Consider the following 18357-nt stretch of genomic DNA (forward strand, 5'->3'; position numbering starts at 1 on the left):
CTCAGCCCTTCATAACCGGGGCGGTGACCGCTCCCAGCGCCCGCTCGATAACGCCCTCGCGCGTGGCTCCGCCGAACTCGGCGTCGGGGTCCAGGACGAGCCTGTGCGCCCACACGCGCGCGGCGAGGGCCTGAACGTCATCGGGGATCACGAAGTTACGTCCCTGGGCGATCGCCCACACGCGCGCCGCGCGCATCATCGCGATCGCACCTCGCGTGGACACACCGATGCGGACCTCGGAGTCGGCGCGCGTCGCCTCGCACAGGTCCTGCACGTAGGCGGCGATCGAACGGTCGACGTAGTTGTTGGCCGCCAGATCCGCCATGTCAGCGACTGCCTTCGTGGAGATCACGGGTGACAGGGCGCGCGTGCGGTCGGGAGCAGCCGACCCGAGGATGACGTCGATGCCGGCCTCGCGGCCCGGGTAGCCGATCGAGGTTTTCATGAGGAAGCGGTCCAGCTGCGCCTCGGGCAGACGGTAGGTGCCAGCCTGCTCGACGGGGTTCTGCGTGGCGATAACCATGAAGGGGCGTCCCGTCTCGCGGCGCACGCCGTCGACCGTGACCTGCGCTTCCTCCATGACCTCCAGCAGAGCCGACTGGGTCTTGGGCGAGGCGCGGTTGATCTCATCCGCCAGGACGATCGAAGCGAAGATGGGGCCCTTGTGGAAGTCCCACGAGCCCGTGCGCTGGTCGTAAATGGTCACGCCTGTGATGTCGGAGGGCAGCAGGTCGGGCGTGAACTGGATGCGCGAATGCGTGCCGTGCACGGTGGCGGCGATGGCGCGCGCCAGCGCCGTCTTGCCGGTTCCCGGCGCGTCCTCGAGGAGCAGGTGCCCTTCGGCGAACATGCAGGTCAGCGCCAAGCGGATGACGTCTTCCTTACCCAGGAGGGCCTTGCCGACGTTGTCCGTGATCCTCGTGAAAGAGTCCGCGAACCAGTGAGCGTTGTCTTCGGTGACTTCCATTGTTGTCCTTTGTTGTGCTGTGGGTTCTTTGATGCTGTGGTCGGCCTAGTGGCAGTCGAAGTGTTCGTTGAAGTTAGCGGAGTACGTCTGTACGAGGTAGATACTCATCCCCCGGTAGTTCCAATTCGGTTCGCCTTCCCAATCGCCGTTGCCATTCGTTGTAACCGTTACGGTTGCGGGTGATCCGGCCCAGTCGATGCTGCAGGTCACTGACGAGTTAGGAGGCCAATTCGTCAGTCTGAGGCCCTGCTTATGGTGGGGAGCCGCTCCGCAGGAGCCGTATTTGCATTGACCAACTCCGCCCATGTATCCGGCGACGTTACGGGCGTACCTGGGGGCCGTGGCACTTGCGCACTGTTGACTGGTCTCGCGTGTTCCCACCTCACTTGAGGTTTGGACGGCCTTGACGCACAGCTGCGCGCTGTTGCCTTCGCCGACGTTGAACTCGCGGTGTCCGTCACGGGTGTTCCCAATGGTTTCATTTGTAGCTCCGGTGAGGACCAGGCTTGCGCTCCTGCCGCCGTCGTTTGCATTGCTCCAGGAACAATTGACCCATCCGGTTCCGCCGGGCTGACACGACACGTTTGGTGTCGCGGGGGGACCGAAGGGGGTCACGCTACCGCCGCTGGCTTCCGCGGAGGACTCAGCGCCGTCGCCGCCCTTGCGGACGTGCACCCGTACCTTGATAGTTGTTTCAGTTCCGTCCGTGAGGGTCGAGCCGGTGACGGTGCCGCCGCCCGTGGGCAGAGATTGCCACACGCCGCTCCCGGCCACCGCCCATTCGTAGCCGGTGACGTCGCCCTTGCTCCACCCGTTTCCGGGCTGGAACTCGACGCCGATCTTGACTTCCCTCGAGTTGCCCGTGGCTGCAACGGAGGTGATGGAGGGAGCGTTGACTTCTCCGACAGCCCACACGGTGGTCGTAGCAGTGGTCGAGGTGTGTCCGGTGGGTTCGTTCGAGTCGTTGACCGCGGCGACACTGATGGAGACCTGCTGCTCGGAGTACCCAACGTTGAGGGACGCGGAGGTGAGCGGAGCGCTGACGCGAATCGTCTGTCCGCCGCCCGCGCTGACCTCGTAGTACTCGATGTCGCGTCCGTTGGTGTTGTTCGGTGCGTTCCACGTGACCTGTGCGGAGCCGTCCGAGTAGGTGGCGCTGACGCCTGTCGGTGCTCCCGGCGCGCCGTAGGGCGTCGCGCTCTGGGAGTAGGGCGACCACTCGGACTCCTGGGTCTTGTTGCGAGCCTTGACCCTGACCCTGTACTCGGAGCCATTTGACAGGGAAGAGATCGTCAGGGACGTCTCGTTTGCGCCGACGTGCTGCACGCCGCCGGGCGAGAGTTCCACGTCGTAGCCTTCCAGGGCTGAGCCGTCGTTGAGCGGAGGTGTCCACGACACGGTGATGGATCCGTTGCCGGGCTTGAGGGTGGGCGCGCCGGGTGTTTCGGGCTTGCCGTCGATGAGGACGCTCGTCTGGTTGGAGGCATCGGATTCCCCGACCTCGTTCGTTGCAGTGACCGAGAAGGTGTGTTCGGTGCCGTTCGTGCGTCCGTCAAAGAGACACTGGGTGACCGCGCCGCAGGACTTGGAGTCACCCTGCGTGTGGTCGGTGACGGTGAAGGACGTGATGGGGGATCCGCCCGTCGCGCCCGCGCTCCACGACACGAGGGCTGTGCCCGAGCTGTTGGACACCGCCGTCGCGCCGGTGGGTGCTCCCGGCTTATCCAGGACGGTCGCCTGAATCGTTCCCTGGACCTCGCGCTCGACGTCCTTGGTAGCGTCCTGCACGCGGTAGGTCACGGTGAAGGAGCCGTTGAAGCCAGCGTCGGCCTGAATGGTCATGGTCGACCCCGAGGCCGTGGCGCTGCCGCCCGCGGAGGTGACCGGGTCGCCCATGATGGTGAGGGGCCCCTGGTCGGCCAGCGGGTTGGTCGCGTACTCGGAGACGTCGACGGTCTTGGATTCCCCGGCCTTGAGGGTTATCTGGCCCGGGCTGGTCTGCACGAGCGGCTTGGAGGACGCGATGACGTTGACGGGCACGCTCGCGCTCGCCGAAGCGCCCTGCTGGTCGGTGACCTCGATGGTCAGCTGCCCGGCCTGGCCCTTGGGCGCCTCGGCGTCGGCGGACACCGACAGGGTGGAGCCGGAGGCGGAGGCGCTGACGCCCTCCACCTGCTTATCTGTGATCGTGTAGGTCATGCCCGCCGGGTCGTCGCCGTCGGGGTCGCTGACCCACTGGTCCATCGCGATCTGGGAGGCGTCCTCGCCGGCGGCGACGTCGACGCGGGTCGGCACGATGCGCGGCGGGCGATTGTGGGCGGATTCGACCAGGACGGGCAGGGCCAGCGTGGACACGATGCCCGTCGCGTCGGAGGGGTCAGAGCCGTCCGTGACCTCCACGATGATGGAGGTTGGGCCCGAGAAGTCCTCCAGCGCAGTGTAGGTGAGCGTGCGTGTGTCCTTGACCAGTGTGGAGCCGTCCCAGCCGAGGCCGGCGCTGGCCTTGGAATCGCCGGTCAGCTGAACGGAGCGCCCGGACCTGGTCAGAATGTAGTCGTTGAGCGCGATTTCCTTGGTGACGCCGGCCGTGACCTTGATCGGCAGGGCGCGAGTATCCAGCGTTGGCCGGGTGATCTCGGTTCCGGGCACGCGCACAACAGCCGACGCGGACAGTCCGTCGTGGTCGGTCACCGTGTAGATGACGGTCTGCGGCTTCGGGGACAGGGGAATCGTCAGGGTCTCGCCGGAGGTGCCGATGCCCGAATCCGGGCTGGAGAGCGTATCGTCCTGGATGTCGCCGTCGGGGTCCTCATCGTTTCTCAGCACGTCGACCGAGACGGACCCGGAGGCCGCCTGCACGTCGGCCAGGGACACCTCGTCGTCGCGGGCGATGGGAGCAAGGAGCGGTGCGGTGGGGGTGACCACGACGGAGCACACGCCCTCGGCGCGGCCGCCAGCCCCGTCCTCGATGGCGTAGGAGATCACGTGCGTGCCCTCCTGCTGGGGCGCCGTAAAGACGATGCGCCCGGAGCGCTCCGTCACGTCGATGCCCGAGGGCGCGGACACGGACCCCTGCGCGAGGGTCAGGGGATCGCCGTCGGGGTCAATGTCGTTGGCCAGAACGGCGACTGACACCTTGGTGCCCGGACGCACCCTCACGGAGTCCGGCATCGCGACGGGCGCCTGGTTGAGGGAGGGACGAGGCGCGACGCCGACGCGGATCCCGCCGATGGCCTGCTTCCCCAGGGCGTCCTCGACGACGTAGGTGAAGGAATCCGTTCCCTGGACGTCGTTGCCGGGCGTGTACTCGAAGTTCGACCCCACCTGGGTGACGGTCCCGAGGCGCGCCGACGAGGCCATGCCGACGAGCGTCACGGAGTCGCCCTCGGCGTCGATGCCCTCCAACGGAATGGGGATCGTGACCTTGTGCCCGGCGACGGTGCGGGCGACAACGTCCTTCGGGCGAGGCGCGGTGTTCGTGTCCTCGTCCATGGCGACGACGGTCAGGTTGACGACGGCCGAGGCGACGTTACCGACCGTGTCGGAGACCGTGTAGACGATGCGCCCCGAACCGGGCCGGGAGCCGCCGCGCACGCGCACGACGTTATTCGAGACGAAGACACTGCCCAGGTCGGCGGGGATCTCGTGCTGGAGTTCGCTGGAGACCGTGAGCTTGAGCCCCGCGGGGGAGCGGTCGTTGTCCAGGACCGACACGGAGGCCACGTCCCCGACGCGCACGACCAGGGAATCGTCGTTCAGTTCGGGCGGCGCGGATTCGGTGTTGGCGGGGGCGGGCAGGATCGTCACCGTCGCCGAGGCCGTGGCAACCCCGTTGGACACCGTGTAGGTGAACGATGCGGGGTTTGAGAGGCCGGAGGGTGCGGTCACGCGCACCATCTGGCGGTTGACGAGTGCGACCGCCAGCGGTGAACCCGTGGGCACGTCAAGTTGCTGGACGGTGAGGACGCCGCCGGTGGGGTCCGAGTCGTTGGCCAGCAGGTCCACGAGCACTTGCCCGCCGTCGGGCAGGACCCCGAGGTCGTCCTCGGTGCTGGGCGGCAGGTCGGAACCGGTGGGGGCGACGTCCACGCGGATGATGCCGGTCGCCGTCGTGGGGCCGTCCGTGATCGTGTACGACAGGTAGTAGGTGCCGACGGTGTTGCCGTCCACCGTGATTGTCCCCGCCGTCGAATCCATCACGGCGGTGATGCCGGCGGGCACGTCGTCCACAGAGACGAGCCTGAGCGTGTCAGAGTTGGGGTCGGTGTCGTTAGCCATCGGCGAGATCGACGCGGATGCGCCTTCGCGCACGACGAGGTGGTCGGCGTTTGCGACCGGCGGTTCATTGGCGCTTTCCTTGACGGTGACGTTAATCGAGCCGTCGCCCGCGTCGCGCCCGTCGGACACGCTGATCGCAACCGCGTCCTTGCCGGGCGCGTGCCCGGCATCGATGATTTCAACGTTGCCGTTCTCGTGGGAGTTCACCGTCATCCCCGTGGGGGCGGTCGCGCCAGACAGGAAGAAGGGGTCTCCGTCGGGGTCCACCCAGTTCGTCAGCCCGTTGACGGTGGTCCGACCGCCCTGGCCCACGGACACGGAAGGCACGATCTTCTGCACGGGCGCCTCGTTGACGTCGTCGCCGTGGACGGTCAGCGTCACGTGGGCCTGCGCGGTTCCACCCCGCCCATCCGAGACCTCGTAATCGAAGGTCGACGTGCCCGACGCGTCCCTGTTGACGGCGATCTGCAGGGCCGCACCCTCTCGGGCGACACTGACCTGCCCGAGGGAGGGCTGCGTGAGCGCTGAGGCCGTCATAAAGTCGCCGTCGGCGTCGGAATCGTTCATGAGGACGGGAAGGATCACGGTCTTTCCCGCGCGCACCCCGAAGTCGTCGTCCACGGCCTCGGGCGGCGTGTTGTCCTGGTTACGGTCGGGTGCGACCGTGTTGTCGATGTCGTCGACGGACTGGTCCTCGGTTTCTTTCTCAGACTCGAGTTTCGATTCCAGCTGATCCCAGTTGTCGACCAGGATCATGTCGGAGTCGGGCAGCCACAGGCCGTCCTTCTCGATGTCGTTGAGGACGATGACGTCACGATTGGTGCGGAAAATGGCCTTTTCGGCGCTGGCCAGGCTGTCGACGACCATCTCCCGGTCGTCGGCCTCGGAGGGGCAGTCCCTCACGAAGGCACCGGTCACCGACCAGGCCGCGTACGCGCACTTGTTGTGCGCTACCGGGCGGGTGGGGGAGCCTCCGGGGGCGGGCGCCGGCACGGTCGTGGGCGTGCCGCCGCCAATGGGAACCCTGATGAGGGCGTCGGGGGAGGAGAGCAGGACCTCGTTCGTCTTCGGCCCGGTGTCCTGGAGGACGACGCGCTCACCGTCAATGCGCTGCGTCTTGCCGCCCGGCAGGTAGAGCGTGGAAGTGTCCTGGTCCCAGACGACCACGTCGGTTCCGACGGCCGCGATCTGCAGGTAGTCGGTGGCGCTCACGCCCGTCAGGGGTGTGGTCTTGGTGTCCGTCAGCGCGCCGCGCTTCAGCAACGACGTCACGCGCCCGGCCTCGGCGGACACCGCGTGCACGTTGCCCTCCAAGTCCACGGTCGTGACTGCGCCGGGCACGTCAGAAATACTGGCGTCCGCATCGTCCGCGTTGATGGGCGCGGGGTGGTCAGCCTGCTGCGCCCACACCTTGCCGTTGGGCGCGTCCGTGACCGCGATCGTGCCGCCGCGCACGTCCGTGGTCATTCCACGGTAGTCCACTGCCGACGTCAAGGTGGCCGTTGTGACGTCAATGGGAGCCAGCGTGTTGGCCACCTGATCGGAGAGCTGGACCTGCTCGCCGTTTTGGAAGACGTCGAAGGTGGAGGAGGCTGCGTGCAGTCCCGCGTCCATGAGCCGGGCGGGAACGTTCACGTGTGCGACGATGCCGCGCTTCGCGTTGGTGACCCACACGCCACCGTCGTTGAGGTCGACCTTGGTTTCCTCAACGCCGGGGGCGATGAACGCCAGCACGACCGAACAGACTCCGAGGGCGGCGACAGCGCCGGTAAGCGCTGATTTCTTGGGGCGTCGAATACGCATGCTGAGACTCCGAGAGCAACACGTTAATGGGTATCTATCTCATGCTACGTCAACCCTTGGGAGCGCTTGGCTCTCCCCTTGTACAACTTCTCGTACAGTCCTGTGCTCCCGAGTGAACCCGCGTCGTGCGCGCACCGGAAAGCAGTGAGACGATACCGGCATGGAAGCCGCGACCGACCAGACCCATCCCGCCGAACCCGCCCAGGCCTCGTCCCCGACGACCCTCGGCGGGCGCGGACCCCAGCCCTACCGGCAGGATCCCGGTTCCATCCTGCTGGCCGCCACCCCCATCGGTGACGTGCGCGACGCCTCACCCCGCGTCGTCGCGGCGCTCGAGGAAGCAGATATCATCGCTGCTGAGGACACGCGCCGTGCGCTCGCACTGGCCTCGCGCCTGGGTATCAAGCTGGGCGGTCGCCTGATCGCCCTGCACGACCACAACGAGGCCGAGAAGGCCGCGGGCATCGTCGAGGCGGCCAGGGGAGGGGCGTGCGTCGTCTTCGTGTCCGACGCGGGCATGCCCACCGTCTCCGACCCGGGATTCCGTCTGGCGTGCGCCGCCATCGACGCGGGCGTCCCGCTCTCTGTCCTGCCCGGCCCTTCCGCGCCGCTCGTCGCCCTCGCGCTGTCCGGCCTGCCCTCCGACCGCTTCGCCTTCGAAGGCTTCCTGCCGCGCAAGGACGGGGAAGCCACGCGCTACCTGCAGGACCTAGCCACCGACCCACACACGCTCATCTTCTTCGAGTCCCCCAGGCGCGCAGCCGCCACGCTCTCTCGCATGGCCGAGGTGCTGGGCGGCGACCGCCGCGCAGCCCTGTGCCGCGAGCTCACGAAAGACTACGAGGAGGTGCGCCGCGGCACGCTCGGGGAACTCGCGGAGGGGGCGGACAACATCCTTGGCGAGGTGACCATCGTCGTCGCCGGATACGAACACAGCGCGCGCGCCGAAGACCACGTCGGCGCGGTCCTTGCGCTCGCGGCTGAGGGCATGCGCCTGAAAGACGCCGCCGCCGAGGTCGCCGCCGCAACGGGCGCGCGCAAGAACGACCTCTACAAGGCCGCCCTCGCCGCGAAGTGACGAGGCCCGGGCGCGGATCTGCGATCAGCGTGGCCCACGCGGATAGGAAATGACTAGCTGGATAGGTTATCGCCTCGTGGATAGGTTAATAACCTATCCGGATGCCCTGTTTCCTATCCGCACGTGCGCAAGCTATCCACAAGCGTGCGCCTACCGGCTGCGATGTGGCAGCACCCGAGCCTCAGACGAGCAGAACGCCCTCCGTCATCATCCACTCGCGGGCCTGCGCGCCCAGCTCCTCGGAGACGGGGGCAGTCAGCTCGCGCAGGACACGCGTGGGGAATCCGGCGCGGACAGCGTCCACGGCCGTGCATGCGACGCAGTGCGACTCGGCCAGGCCCACGACATCCACCTCGGTGACGCCGGCGGCGCGCAGCGCTTCCTCCAGCGTCTTGCCGTCCTCGGTCGTTCCCTCGAAGCCTGAGTAAGCGGCCTCGTACTGGCCCTTCTTCACCGTCACGTCCGCGTTCACGTTCGCGAGCGCCGGATGCAGCTCGGCCTCGTCCGTGCCCGCCACGCCGTGCGGGGGCCACGTGTCCACGAAATCCGGCGTCTCGGAGAAGTGCGCGCCCGGATCGATGTGCCAATCCTGCGTCGTCACGATCAGCTGGTAGTCCCCGCGGTGGGCCTCCACGTAGGCGGCTACGGCCTCCGCGACCGCGTTGCCTCCCGTCACCGGGAGGGCACCGCCCTCGCAGAACGTAGGCTGAACATCGACGATAATGAGCGCGCGGGTCATGTTTCCTCCATGAATGTGGCGTTTTCGCCAGGATAGCACCACGGTGACTTCCTTCGGAGGGCGTGGCTATCCCGCAACAAGCCGCCAATTCCCCCTTCGAGCGTGCCAGGCAGTATTGTTAGTGACTATGAGTCGTATTCTGTCCGCCGTCGCATGGCCCTACGCCAACGGCCCCCGTCATATTGGCCACGTAGCGGGATTCGGTGTCCCCTCCGACGTTTTCTCCCGGTACATGCGAATGGCCGGGCACGACGTGCTCATGGTGTCCGGCACCGACGAGCACGGCACGCCGATCCTGGTGGCCGCCGACGGCGCGGGCATGAGCGCTCGCGAACTCGCGGATCAGAACAACCGCCTCATCGTCGAGGACCTCGTGGCCCTCGGCCTGTCCTACGACCTGTTCACCCGCACGACCGCCGGCAACCACTACCGCGTCGTCCAGGACATGTTCGCCACCGTGCGCGACAACGGCTACATGATCGAGCAGGTCACGCGAGCCGCCATCTCCCCGTCCACCGGCCGCACTCTGCCCGACCGCTACATCGAGGGCACCTGCCCGATCTGTGGTGCCGAGGGGGCGCGCGGCGACCAGTGCGACAACTGCGGCAACCAGATGGATCCGACCGAGCTCATCAACCCGCACTCGCGCATCAACGGTGAGACCCCTAACTTCGTGGAGTCCGTCCACTACTTCCTCGACCTGCCCGCCCTGGCTGATGCCCTGTCCGCCTGGCTGGATGAACGCGAGCAGTCGGGCACGTGGCGTCCCAACGTCATCAAGTTCTCCCAGAACTTCCTGGAAGACATCCGCCCCCGCGCCATGACGCGCGACATCGACTGGGGCATTCCGGTCCCCGGCTGGGAGGACCAGCCCACCAAGCGTCTGTACGTGTGGTTCGACGCCGTCATCGGCTACCTGAGCGCCTCCATCGAGTGGGCGCGCCGCACCGGCGACCCCGAGGCGTGGCGCAAGTGGTGGAACGACCCCGAGGCCTTGTCCTACTACTTTATGGGCAAGGACAATATCGTCTTCCACTCCCAGATCTGGCCCGCCGAGCTGCTCGGCTACAACGGCCAGGGCGCGAAGGGGGGCGCTCCCGGTGACCTGGGCGTCCTGAACCTGCCCACCGAGGTCGTCTCGTCTGAGTTCCTTACTATGGAGGGCAAGAAGTTCTCCTCCTCGCACGGCATCGTCATTTACGTGCGTGACTTCCTCTCGCGCTACCAGGCCGACGCCCTGCGTTACTTCATCAGCGCGGCCGGCCCCGAGACCTCGGACTCCGACTTCACGTGGGCCGAGTTCGTGCGCCGCACCAACGGCGAGCTCGTCGCCGGCTGGGGCAACCTGGTCAACCGCACGGCCTCTATGATCGCCAAGAAGTTCGGCGAGATTCCGGCCCCCGGTGAGCTGCAGGACATCGACCGCGCCCTCCTGGACGCCATCGAGGCCGGTTTCGAGACCGTCGGCAACCTGATCCGCCACCACCGCCAGAAGGCGGCGCTGTCCGAGGCCATGCGCCTGGTCGGCGAGGCCAACAAGTACGTGACCGACACGGCCCCCTTCAAGCTCAAGGCCCCCGAGGAGCGCGAGCGCCTCGCGACCGTGCTGTGGACCCTCGCTCAGGCCGTCGCGGACCTCAACCTTATGCTCTCCCCGTTCCTGCCTCACGCGGCCAATGACATCGACCGCGTCATGGGAGGCAGCGGCGAGATCGCACCCATGCCTCGTATCGAGGAGGTCGCCGAGCTCGACCCGCAGGTCCTGCCTGCCGACTTCGAAGGCCGAAGCGGCTACCCGATCATCACGGGCGACTACACGAACGTGCCGACCTGGGAGCGCCACGCGATCACCGTGGGCACTCCGATCGCCAAGCCCACGCCCGTCTTCGTCAAGCTCGACGAAGCGATCGTCGAGGAGGAGCTTGCCCGCTACGCGGACGCTCACCCCGACGACGTGACGGGTGCCTGATCTGGGTTTTCCTTGAAATATCGCCCTTTGTAACAATTGTGGCGTACGTTTGACAGCGCGCGGGCGGGACAGATGTGTCCCGCCCGCGCGTTCGTCTATGCGAGGATGTTACCTTGTGGTCATGGCCGAAGATTTTCTCGCGTCCGCCCTCGCTGCCGAGGCCTCGTCGCGCGCCCCTCACGATCCCGACTACCCGCTCTTCCACGTCGCGCCCCCGGTGGGCCGACTGAACGACCCGAACGGCCTCATTGAGGTTGGCGGGACGTACCACGTCTTCTTCCAGTACACGCCCGAGCACCCGCGCAAGCTCGTCTACTGGGGCCACGCCACCTCGCGTGACCTGACCCGCTGGGACTACCACGCTCCCGCGATCCTGCCCGACACTCACCAGGACGCGAACGGTGCCTACTCGGGCACCGCGATTGAGGTCGGCGACCACGTCGAGCTGTGGTACACCGGCAACTACAAGGACCCCGAGACGGGGGAGCGCGAGGCCACCCAGTGCGTCGTCACCTCGACCGACATGGAGCACTTTAAGAAGCTGGTGCCCCCGGTCATCGCCCGCCAGCCCGAGGGCTACACCGCTCACTTCCGCGACCCGCAGGTGTGGCGCGATGTGGACGGATCCTATCGGATGCTGCTCGGCGTCCAGCGCGAGAACCTCACGGGCGCGGCCCTGCTCTACCGCTCCTCGGATCTGCGCACGTGGGAGTGCGAGGGGGAGATGACCTTCCCGGACGCCGGCGGCGCGTTCGATGCCTTCGGCTACATGTGGGAGTGTCCCAACCTGGTGCGCCTCGTCGACGAAGAGACGGGTGAGGCGCGCGACGTCCTCATCATCTGCCCGCAGGGCATTTCGCCGGAGCGCGAGGGCTTCGAGAATGTCTTCCCGTGCATCGCCATCGTCGGCGAGCTCGTCGGGACCGAGCTGCGGGGCGCCGACGGTTCCTTCGAGGAACTCGACCGTGGCACCGAGTTCTACGCGCCCCAGATCATGGCCCGCTCCGCTTCTTCTGACTCGGGCGCACCGACGCTCCTCTTCGGCTGGGCGGGCAACGCCGGCGAGGACGACCAGCCCTCCATCGAGACCGGCGGCTGGGTGCACTGCTTCACTGCCCCGCGCGCCCTGACCCTGCGCAGCGGACGCGTCATCGCCCGCCCGTACCTGCCGGGCCTGCCCCTCGCGCCCGCCACCCTCGAGGGCGCACCAACGGACGAGGCCGGTGCTCGCGTTGCCGAGCTGGTGGGGTCGCGTTCGTGGCGCCTAGCCTTCGACGCCTCCTACGAGGGGGCACTGTCCGTTCGCATCGGCTCCGATTCTGGCCTGTCGATCACTCTGGAGGAGGGGCGCCTGACCGTCGACCTGTCGGGCACGCGCTACCCCCACGGTGGCCGCCGCATCGTCACCCTGGATGCGGGGGAGGCCAGCCGCGTGGAGATCCTCCACGACCGCTCCATCACCGAGATCTACTTGGGTGACGGCTCCCGCGTCTTCACGACCCGCACCTTCCTGCAGGGGGAGGGTGCCGGAGTGACGCTCTCGGGTGCCGCCTCCGTGACGAATGTGAGCGCCGTGCGCGCCGACTGAGCGACCCAAAGACGAGGCCGTGGCTGCGTGGTGGCCACGGCCTCGTCCTATGTGTCGGGAGTCTCAGTGCCCGGGCGTGAGATTTTTTCTCATCACCTTGCTAAGTAAGGTTCCGCGCTCTACTATGTCAATCGATTGCTACACACTGCCCAGTACGATGCGGACAATGACGTACTGCGTGGGTTTTTCAGAAAGGAATGTGGTCAGCAATGGATCATGCCAAGGTGGCAGGGGAGGTCGTCGAAGCAGTCGGCGGTGCCTCCAACATCAGCGCAGCAGCTCACTGCGCGACACGTCTCCGTCTGGTGATCGCGGATCAGTCCAAGATCAATCAGCAGGCTCTCGACGACAACGAAGATCTGAAGGGCACGTTCGCTGCCGGCGGCATGTTCCAGATCATCGTCGGCCCCGGCGACGTCGACCAGGTTTACGCTCACATGGTTTCCGACCATGGCGTGCGCGAGGTCTCCAAGGATGAGGCCAAGGAGGAAGCCGAAAAGGGCGGCAACCTCTTCTCGCGTTTCATTAAGATGATCGCCGACATCTTCGTACCGATCCTCCCGGCGCTGGTCGCCGGCGGTCTGATGATGGCCATCAACAACGTCATGACCGCTGAGGGCCTGTTCGGCGAGAAGTCCCTCACCGCCATGTACCCGGCGATCTCTGATTACGCGGCCCTGATCAACATGGTCTCCTCCGCCGCCTTCGCCTCCCTGCCCGTGCTCGTCGGCTTCTCCGCCGCCAAGCGCTTCGGTGGCAACGTCTACCTGGGTGCCGCAATCGGTGCGGCCATGGTGTCCTCCGACCTGCTCAACGCCTGGAACACGGGCGCGGCGCTGGCCGGTGAGCAAACGGTTAGCTACTGGCACATCTTCGGCATGGACGTCGCCAAGATCGGCTACCAGGCGCAGGTTATCCCCACCCTGGCCGTCACTTACGTCATGTGCCTCATCGAGAAGAACCTGCACAAGGTCCTCAAGGGTACCGCAGACTTCCTGCTCACCCCGCTCATCACGATGCTGGTCACCGGCTTCCTGGCCTTCACGATCATCGGCCCCGTCACCCGCGTGGTCGCCGAGTACCTGACCTGGGGCATCAACTGGACGTACACGACGCTCGGCGTGTTCGGCGGTCTGCTCTTCGGTTTCGTCTACAGCCCCATCGTGGTCACCGGTCTGCACCAGTCCTTCCCCGCCATCGAAATCCCGCTGCTGCCTGTTAACGGCGGCGTCGGTGACTTCATCTTCCCCGTCGCCTCCATGGCGAACGTTGCACAGGGCGCGGCCGCTCTGGCCATCTTCTTCAAGACCCGCGACGCCAAGCTCAAGGGCCTGGCCGGTGCCGGTGGTGCATCCGCCGTCTTCGGTATCACCGAGCCCGCGATCTTCGGTGTCAACCTGCGCCTGCGCTGGCCCTTCTTCTGCGCCATGGCCGCAGCCGCCATCGGCTCCGCTGGCGTCGCTCTGCTGAACGTGCGCGGCCAGGCCCTGGGTGCCGCCGGCTTCGTCGGCTTCGTGTCGATCGTGCCCAAGTCGATCCCCGCGTACCTCGCCCTCGAGATCCTCGTGTTCGTCCTGTCCTTCGGCTTCACCTTCGCCTACGCCATGACGCGCGGCAAGGCTGACATGGAGGGCCGTGCGCCCGCCGCTCAGGCTGCCGCTCCCGTGACCGCCGCTGCGGTTGCTGCCCCCGCCGCCGCTGCCCCGGCTGCCGCTGCCGCACCGGCCACTGAGGCTGCCCCCGCCCCGTCTTTCAGCGACGAGGCCAAGGCTGACCTGACGCTGACCTCCCCCATGGCAGGTGAGCTGGTTGCGCTCTCGGACGTCAATGATGAGGCCTTCTCCGCCGGCGCACTCGGCCCCGGAATCGCGATCTCCCCCGCCGCTCACGCGGTCGTCGTCGCCCCCTGCGACGGCAAGGTGACGGTCGCCTACCCGACCGGCCACGCCTACGGCCTCAAGTCCGCCTCCGGCGTCCAGATCCTTATCCACATCGGTATGGACACGGTCAAGCTGGACGGCAAGGGCTTCACGCCCCGCGTCTCGAAGGGCGACATCGTGAAGCGTGGCGATGTCCTGGCTGAGGTCGATTGGGACGTCATCCGCGAGGCCGGCTACGACACCATCACCCCGATGGTCGTGACGAACAAGAAGAAGTTCGGCGAGGTCACCCCCGCCGCTCCCGGCCCGGTTGGAATCTCTGACACGGTTGTGACGGTGGCTCCCAAGGAGGCCTGAGCCTCTTCGGAGTGACTCCTCGGGTGGGCGGCACCAGCATCGCGCTGGTGCCGCCCACCCGTTGTTTGTTGTCGCTGGTAACCGCCTCTTCCGCACGTTAACCGGCTGATCTGAACGTGGGCGGGGGTGCCCACGTGCGGAATAGCAGGCCCACGTGCGGAAGAGGGACCCATGTGCAGGAACGTGGGCGTGCCAGTCGATGGCCTCATACGCGGAAGGCGATGAAGATACGGGAGAGGTTCCGTCACCGCGAGGCCGAAACGGCTCATGGAGAGAGGGAGCGCCCCAGCTGGGGCGCGATGGACACGCGGAAGATGGTGACAGGCGGTGTGGGTCTGTTGCCGTGGCACGAAGACCGGAATGCGAGCTATAGGCTGAGGGAACGCCCCTGAACCAGCGTGCCCGCAAACTCGAGCGTCGGAGAGGAATTATCCCCGGCCTCGTCGATGGGACGGGGGAGCGTACCCCTCATTTGCCCGAGGAGGATGTCGACAGCCGCGCGGGCAATCTGCTCGATGGGTTGACGGATAGTTGCTAGGTGAGGCAGGGCGCGGCGCATCGTTTCAGTGCCGTCGAAGCCGATGACGGACAGGTCGCGGGGTACGGACAGGTTGCGGGAGCGCGCCCACTCGAGGACTTCGGCGGCGGCCAGGTCGTCGGTGGCGAAGACTCCGTCAATGGGAGCCTGGGCGCGCGCCTCGTCGAGGCTGCCCTGCACGAGCGCGAAGCGCTGCGGGATCGGGGTGTCGAAGGGAACCGTGACGATTCGGGGTTCGAGTCCGGCGCGCTCGACCTCGGCGCGGTAGCCGGCCTCGCGCAGGTTGCGCGGTCCTGAGCGGGAGGTCAGGAGGAGCGGATGGCGTCGGCCTGCCTCGATGAGGGCGCGTGTGGCCATGGCACCTGCGTCGCGGTTCGCGCAGCGCACGTTGGGGATCGATGGGCTGAGTTCGCGGTCGATGGTGACCAGGGGCATACGGATCGTGTCGTATTCGTTGAGTCCCTCGTTGTGTGCGCCGGAGATAATGCCGTCGACGCGGTTACCCACGAGCAGGGAGAGGTATTCGCGTTCGCGCTCGGCTCGGCCCATCGAATTACAGATGAGGATGCGGTATCCGGCCTCAGCCAGCGCGTTTTCGACCTCGACGGCCAGCTCGCCGAAGAACGGGAGGGAGACGGCGGGCACGATGAGGCCCACGGTCTGGGTGCTCTTGCCGTGGAGGGCGCGCGCCAGTGAGTTGGGGCGGTAGCCCAGGGTGGCGATGGCGTCGGCGACTCCGCGCTTGGTCTTTTCTGATAGGTAACCCCGGTTGTTGAGGACTCGCGAGACGGTCGTCGGGCTAACGCCGGCGAGCTGGGCGACGTCGGCCAGCGTAGGTTCGCGGGAACTCATGCTCGCTTTCCTTTCGTTGATACCTCTCCAGTCTAGTCGGTGAGCGCGCCGTGGGCCTGACGTTTCACGGACGAGGCCGTGGCGTGTTCCGTGGGCGGCGCTCGGTAGTGCGGGGTACGGGGGAGCGTGACGGATGGTTTGTTGGCATTTATGAGGGTGATTCATCCCATCTGGCCGCGTGGTGAAATCGAGTTTTCAAATCAGTGCACTACGTCATAGTATGGGCCGTACGGGTCCCCGTGTCTCACGATGGACATGCCCGCATTCGAAAGGAACGACTATGATTTCCCGCACCGTTGCAATTGGTTCCTCTGTTGGCCTTCATGCACGCCCCGCTTCCGTCCTCGCCGAGGCCGTGGATGACTCCGGCGTCGAGGTCACCATTGCGTTTGATGGCGAGGAGGCGGACGCTGCGTCGCTCCTCGAGATCATGACGCTGGGTGCCAAGCACGGCGACGTTGTCACCCTGTCCACCGAGGACGACGGCGCGGGCGAGGTGCTCGACTCGCTCGTCGCGCTGCTCTCGCGCGATCTCGATCAGGAGTGAGCTGATGGCGACGCACGACGTTCTGCACGGTATCGGTGTTTCCGCCGGTACCGCTGCTGCGCCCGCCGCGATCGTCCAGCCTGCGCCCGGCGTTGACACGTCGGAGCCGGGCAGCGTTGATGCTGCAGCCGACGGCGCGCGTGTCCGTGAGGCGCTCGCGGCTGTTTCCTCGCGCCTGAGTGAGCGCGCGGCAAAGGCGCCGGAAGAGACGAAGGCAATCCTGAAGGCCACGGCTCAGCTCGCGGGCGACCGCGGTCTGGCTAAGGCTGTCGATAAGAAGCTCAAGAAGGGCCTGGGTCTGACGCAGGCCGTCCATGACGCGGTCGAGGACTACGCGCAGATGCTGCGCGGCCTGGGCGGCTACATGGCGGAGCGCGCGACCGACCTGTACGACGTGCGTGACCGTGCGATCTGCGAGCTGCGTGGTCTGCCCGAGCCGGGCGTTCCCGCGTTTGAGGGGACAGTTATCCTGGTGGCTCGCGACCTGGCTCCCGCCGAGACCGCGACGCTGAACCCGGAGACCGTTCTGGGCATCATTACCGAGGTCGGTGGCCCTACGTCGCACACTGCGATTCTGGCTGCTCAGCTGGGTATTCCCGCGATCGTCAAGGCCGAGGGAATTATGAATGTCGAGGAGGGCACGATGCTGGCCCTCGACGGCGGCGTCGGCGAGGTCATCATTGCTCCTACCGAGAACGAGGTTTCCCTGCTCAAGGAGCGTTCGCTGCGTCGTGCGCAGGCGCTGGCCGGCTCGACCGGTAAGGGTGCGACGTTCGATGGCTACCCCGTGAAGCTCCTGGCCAACATTGGCACGGTCGATGACGCGCTCAAGGCTTCCAAGGTGGACCTGGAGGGTTCTGGCCTGTTCCGTACTGAGTTCCTGTTCCTGGAACGCGCGGACGCTCCCTCCCTGGAGGAGCAGACGGACACCTACACGAAGGTCCTGCAGGCCTTCGGTGACCGTCGCGTCGTCGTGCGTACCCTGGATGCGGGTGCGGATAAGCCGCTGAGTTTCGCGGATCTGGGTGCCGAGGAGAACCCCGCCCTAGGTGTGCGTGGCCTGCGCCTGTGCCAGAGGCGTGAGGATCTCATCGACACGCAGCTGCAGGCCCTTGCGGCCGCCTACAAGGCGACCGGTGCAGAGCTGTGGGTCATGGCCCCCATGGTTGCTACCGCCAGCGAAGCTAAGTGGTTCGCTGACAAGGCGCGCGGCTACGGCCTGCCGAAGGTCGGCATCATGATCGAGGTGCCCGCGGCAGCCCTGCGCGCCGAGCAGCTCCTGTCGATCGTGGACTTCGCCTCCATCGGCACGAACGACCTGACGCAGTACACGATGGCGGCGGACCGCCTGGATGGCAACCTGGCGACTCTGCTCAACCCGTGGCAGCCGGCCGTCCTGGAGATGATCCGTACCGCCTGCAATGGTGGTCGTGCGACGGGCAAGCCGATCGGCGTGTGCGGCGAGGCTGGCGGCGACCCGCTGCTGGCACTGGTCCTCACGGGCCTGGGTGTCGCTTCTCTGTCGATGGCACCCTCCAAGGTCAACGCGGTTCGTGCGGCCCTGCGCATGCACGACCTGGCGACCTGCCAGCAGATGGCTGCTTTCGCGGTGGACGCTCCCAACGCGAAGGAAGGCCGTGAGAACGTCCTGAAGCTGGTCGCTCCGGCCATGCTGGATCTGCTCTGATCTGCGGCGCTACGCCATAGAATAAGGGGTGGGTCCGGGAACCGATGGTTCCCGGACCCACCCCTTATGCAACG

Annotated in this window: 10 protein-coding genes; 6 read left to right on the forward strand and 4 right to left on the reverse strand. The window is 66.7% G+C overall.

What is annotated here, in order from left to right; genetic code table 11:
* Position 1 precedes the first annotated feature (1 nt).
* Both O3932_RS07235 and O3932_RS07240 read right to left on the reverse strand, forming a co-directional pair.
* Positions 2 to 967 carry an AAA family ATPase gene (locus tag O3932_RS07235; RefSeq protein WP_371537347.1) on the reverse strand — a complete coding sequence of 322 codons (966 nt, stop codon included), beginning with the start codon at positions 965 to 967 and terminating at the stop codon, positions 2 to 4.
* Positions 968 to 1012: 45 nt separating this feature from the next.
* The gene (locus O3932_RS07240; protein WP_371537350.1) at positions 1013 to 7048 is read right to left on the reverse strand and encodes an Ig-like domain-containing protein; all 6036 of its coding nucleotides are present in this window, start codon (positions 7046 to 7048) and stop codon (positions 1013 to 1015) included.
* A 160-nt stretch (positions 7049 to 7208) separates the two neighbouring features.
* Between O3932_RS07240 and rsmI the strand changes: the two genes are divergently transcribed.
* Complete coding sequence (gene rsmI, locus O3932_RS07245; protein ID WP_371537352.1) at positions 7209 to 8126, forward strand: 16S rRNA (cytidine(1402)-2'-O)-methyltransferase; 918 nt, start codon at positions 7209 to 7211, stop codon at positions 8124 to 8126.
* Positions 8127 to 8307: 181 nt separating this feature from the next.
* On the opposite strand, the gene O3932_RS07250 is transcribed toward rsmI, so the two are convergent.
* Positions 8308 to 8865, reverse strand: coding sequence for an isochorismatase family protein (locus O3932_RS07250; RefSeq protein ID WP_296503428.1), 558 nt, complete (start codon positions 8863 to 8865; stop codon positions 8308 to 8310).
* 127 nt (positions 8866 to 8992) lie between these two features.
* On the opposite strand from O3932_RS07250, the gene metG reads away from it, so the two are divergent.
* The 3 genes from metG (at position 8993) to O3932_RS07265 (ending at position 14659) form a co-directional block, all read left to right on the forward strand.
* Entirely contained in the window at positions 8993 to 10834 is a 1842-nt protein-coding gene (metG, locus tag O3932_RS07255; RefSeq protein ID WP_314569571.1) for a methionine--tRNA ligase, read from the forward strand.
* Positions 10835 to 10955: 121 nt separating this feature from the next.
* The gene (locus tag O3932_RS07260; RefSeq protein ID WP_371537355.1) at positions 10956 to 12422 is read left to right on the forward strand and encodes a glycoside hydrolase family 32 protein; all 1467 of its coding nucleotides are present in this window, start codon (positions 10956 to 10958) and stop codon (positions 12420 to 12422) included.
* A gap of 209 nt (positions 12423 to 12631) precedes the next feature.
* A complete protein-coding gene (locus O3932_RS07265; RefSeq protein WP_371537358.1) occupies positions 12632 to 14659 on the forward strand; it encodes a sucrose-specific PTS transporter subunit IIBC in 2028 nt (675 codons plus the stop codon).
* A gap of 367 nt (positions 14660 to 15026) precedes the next feature.
* Here the strand turns inward: O3932_RS07265 and O3932_RS07270 are convergent, their stop codons facing one another.
* Positions 15027 to 16049 (reverse strand): LacI family DNA-binding transcriptional regulator, encoded by a 1023-nt coding sequence (locus O3932_RS07270; RefSeq protein WP_371537360.1) that lies wholly within the window; start codon positions 16047 to 16049, stop codon positions 15027 to 15029.
* 280 nt (positions 16050 to 16329) lie between these two features.
* Here O3932_RS07270 and O3932_RS07275 point away from each other — a divergent pair, with 280 nt between their 5' ends.
* Both O3932_RS07275 and ptsP read left to right on the forward strand, forming a co-directional pair.
* Positions 16330 to 16596 carry an HPr family phosphocarrier protein gene (locus O3932_RS07275; protein WP_291448706.1) on the forward strand — a complete coding sequence of 89 codons (267 nt, stop codon included), beginning with the start codon at positions 16330 to 16332 and terminating at the stop codon, positions 16594 to 16596.
* A gap of 4 nt (positions 16597 to 16600) precedes the next feature.
* Entirely contained in the window at positions 16601 to 18283 is a 1683-nt protein-coding gene (ptsP, locus tag O3932_RS07280; protein WP_371537364.1) for a phosphoenolpyruvate--protein phosphotransferase, read from the forward strand.
* The last annotated feature ends 74 nt before the right edge of the window (positions 18284 to 18357 follow it).

Source organism: Pauljensenia sp. 20925_1_25 (assembly GCF_041433955.1).
In the GTDB taxonomy this organism is placed as follows: domain Bacteria; phylum Actinomycetota; class Actinomycetes; order Actinomycetales; family Actinomycetaceae; genus Pauljensenia.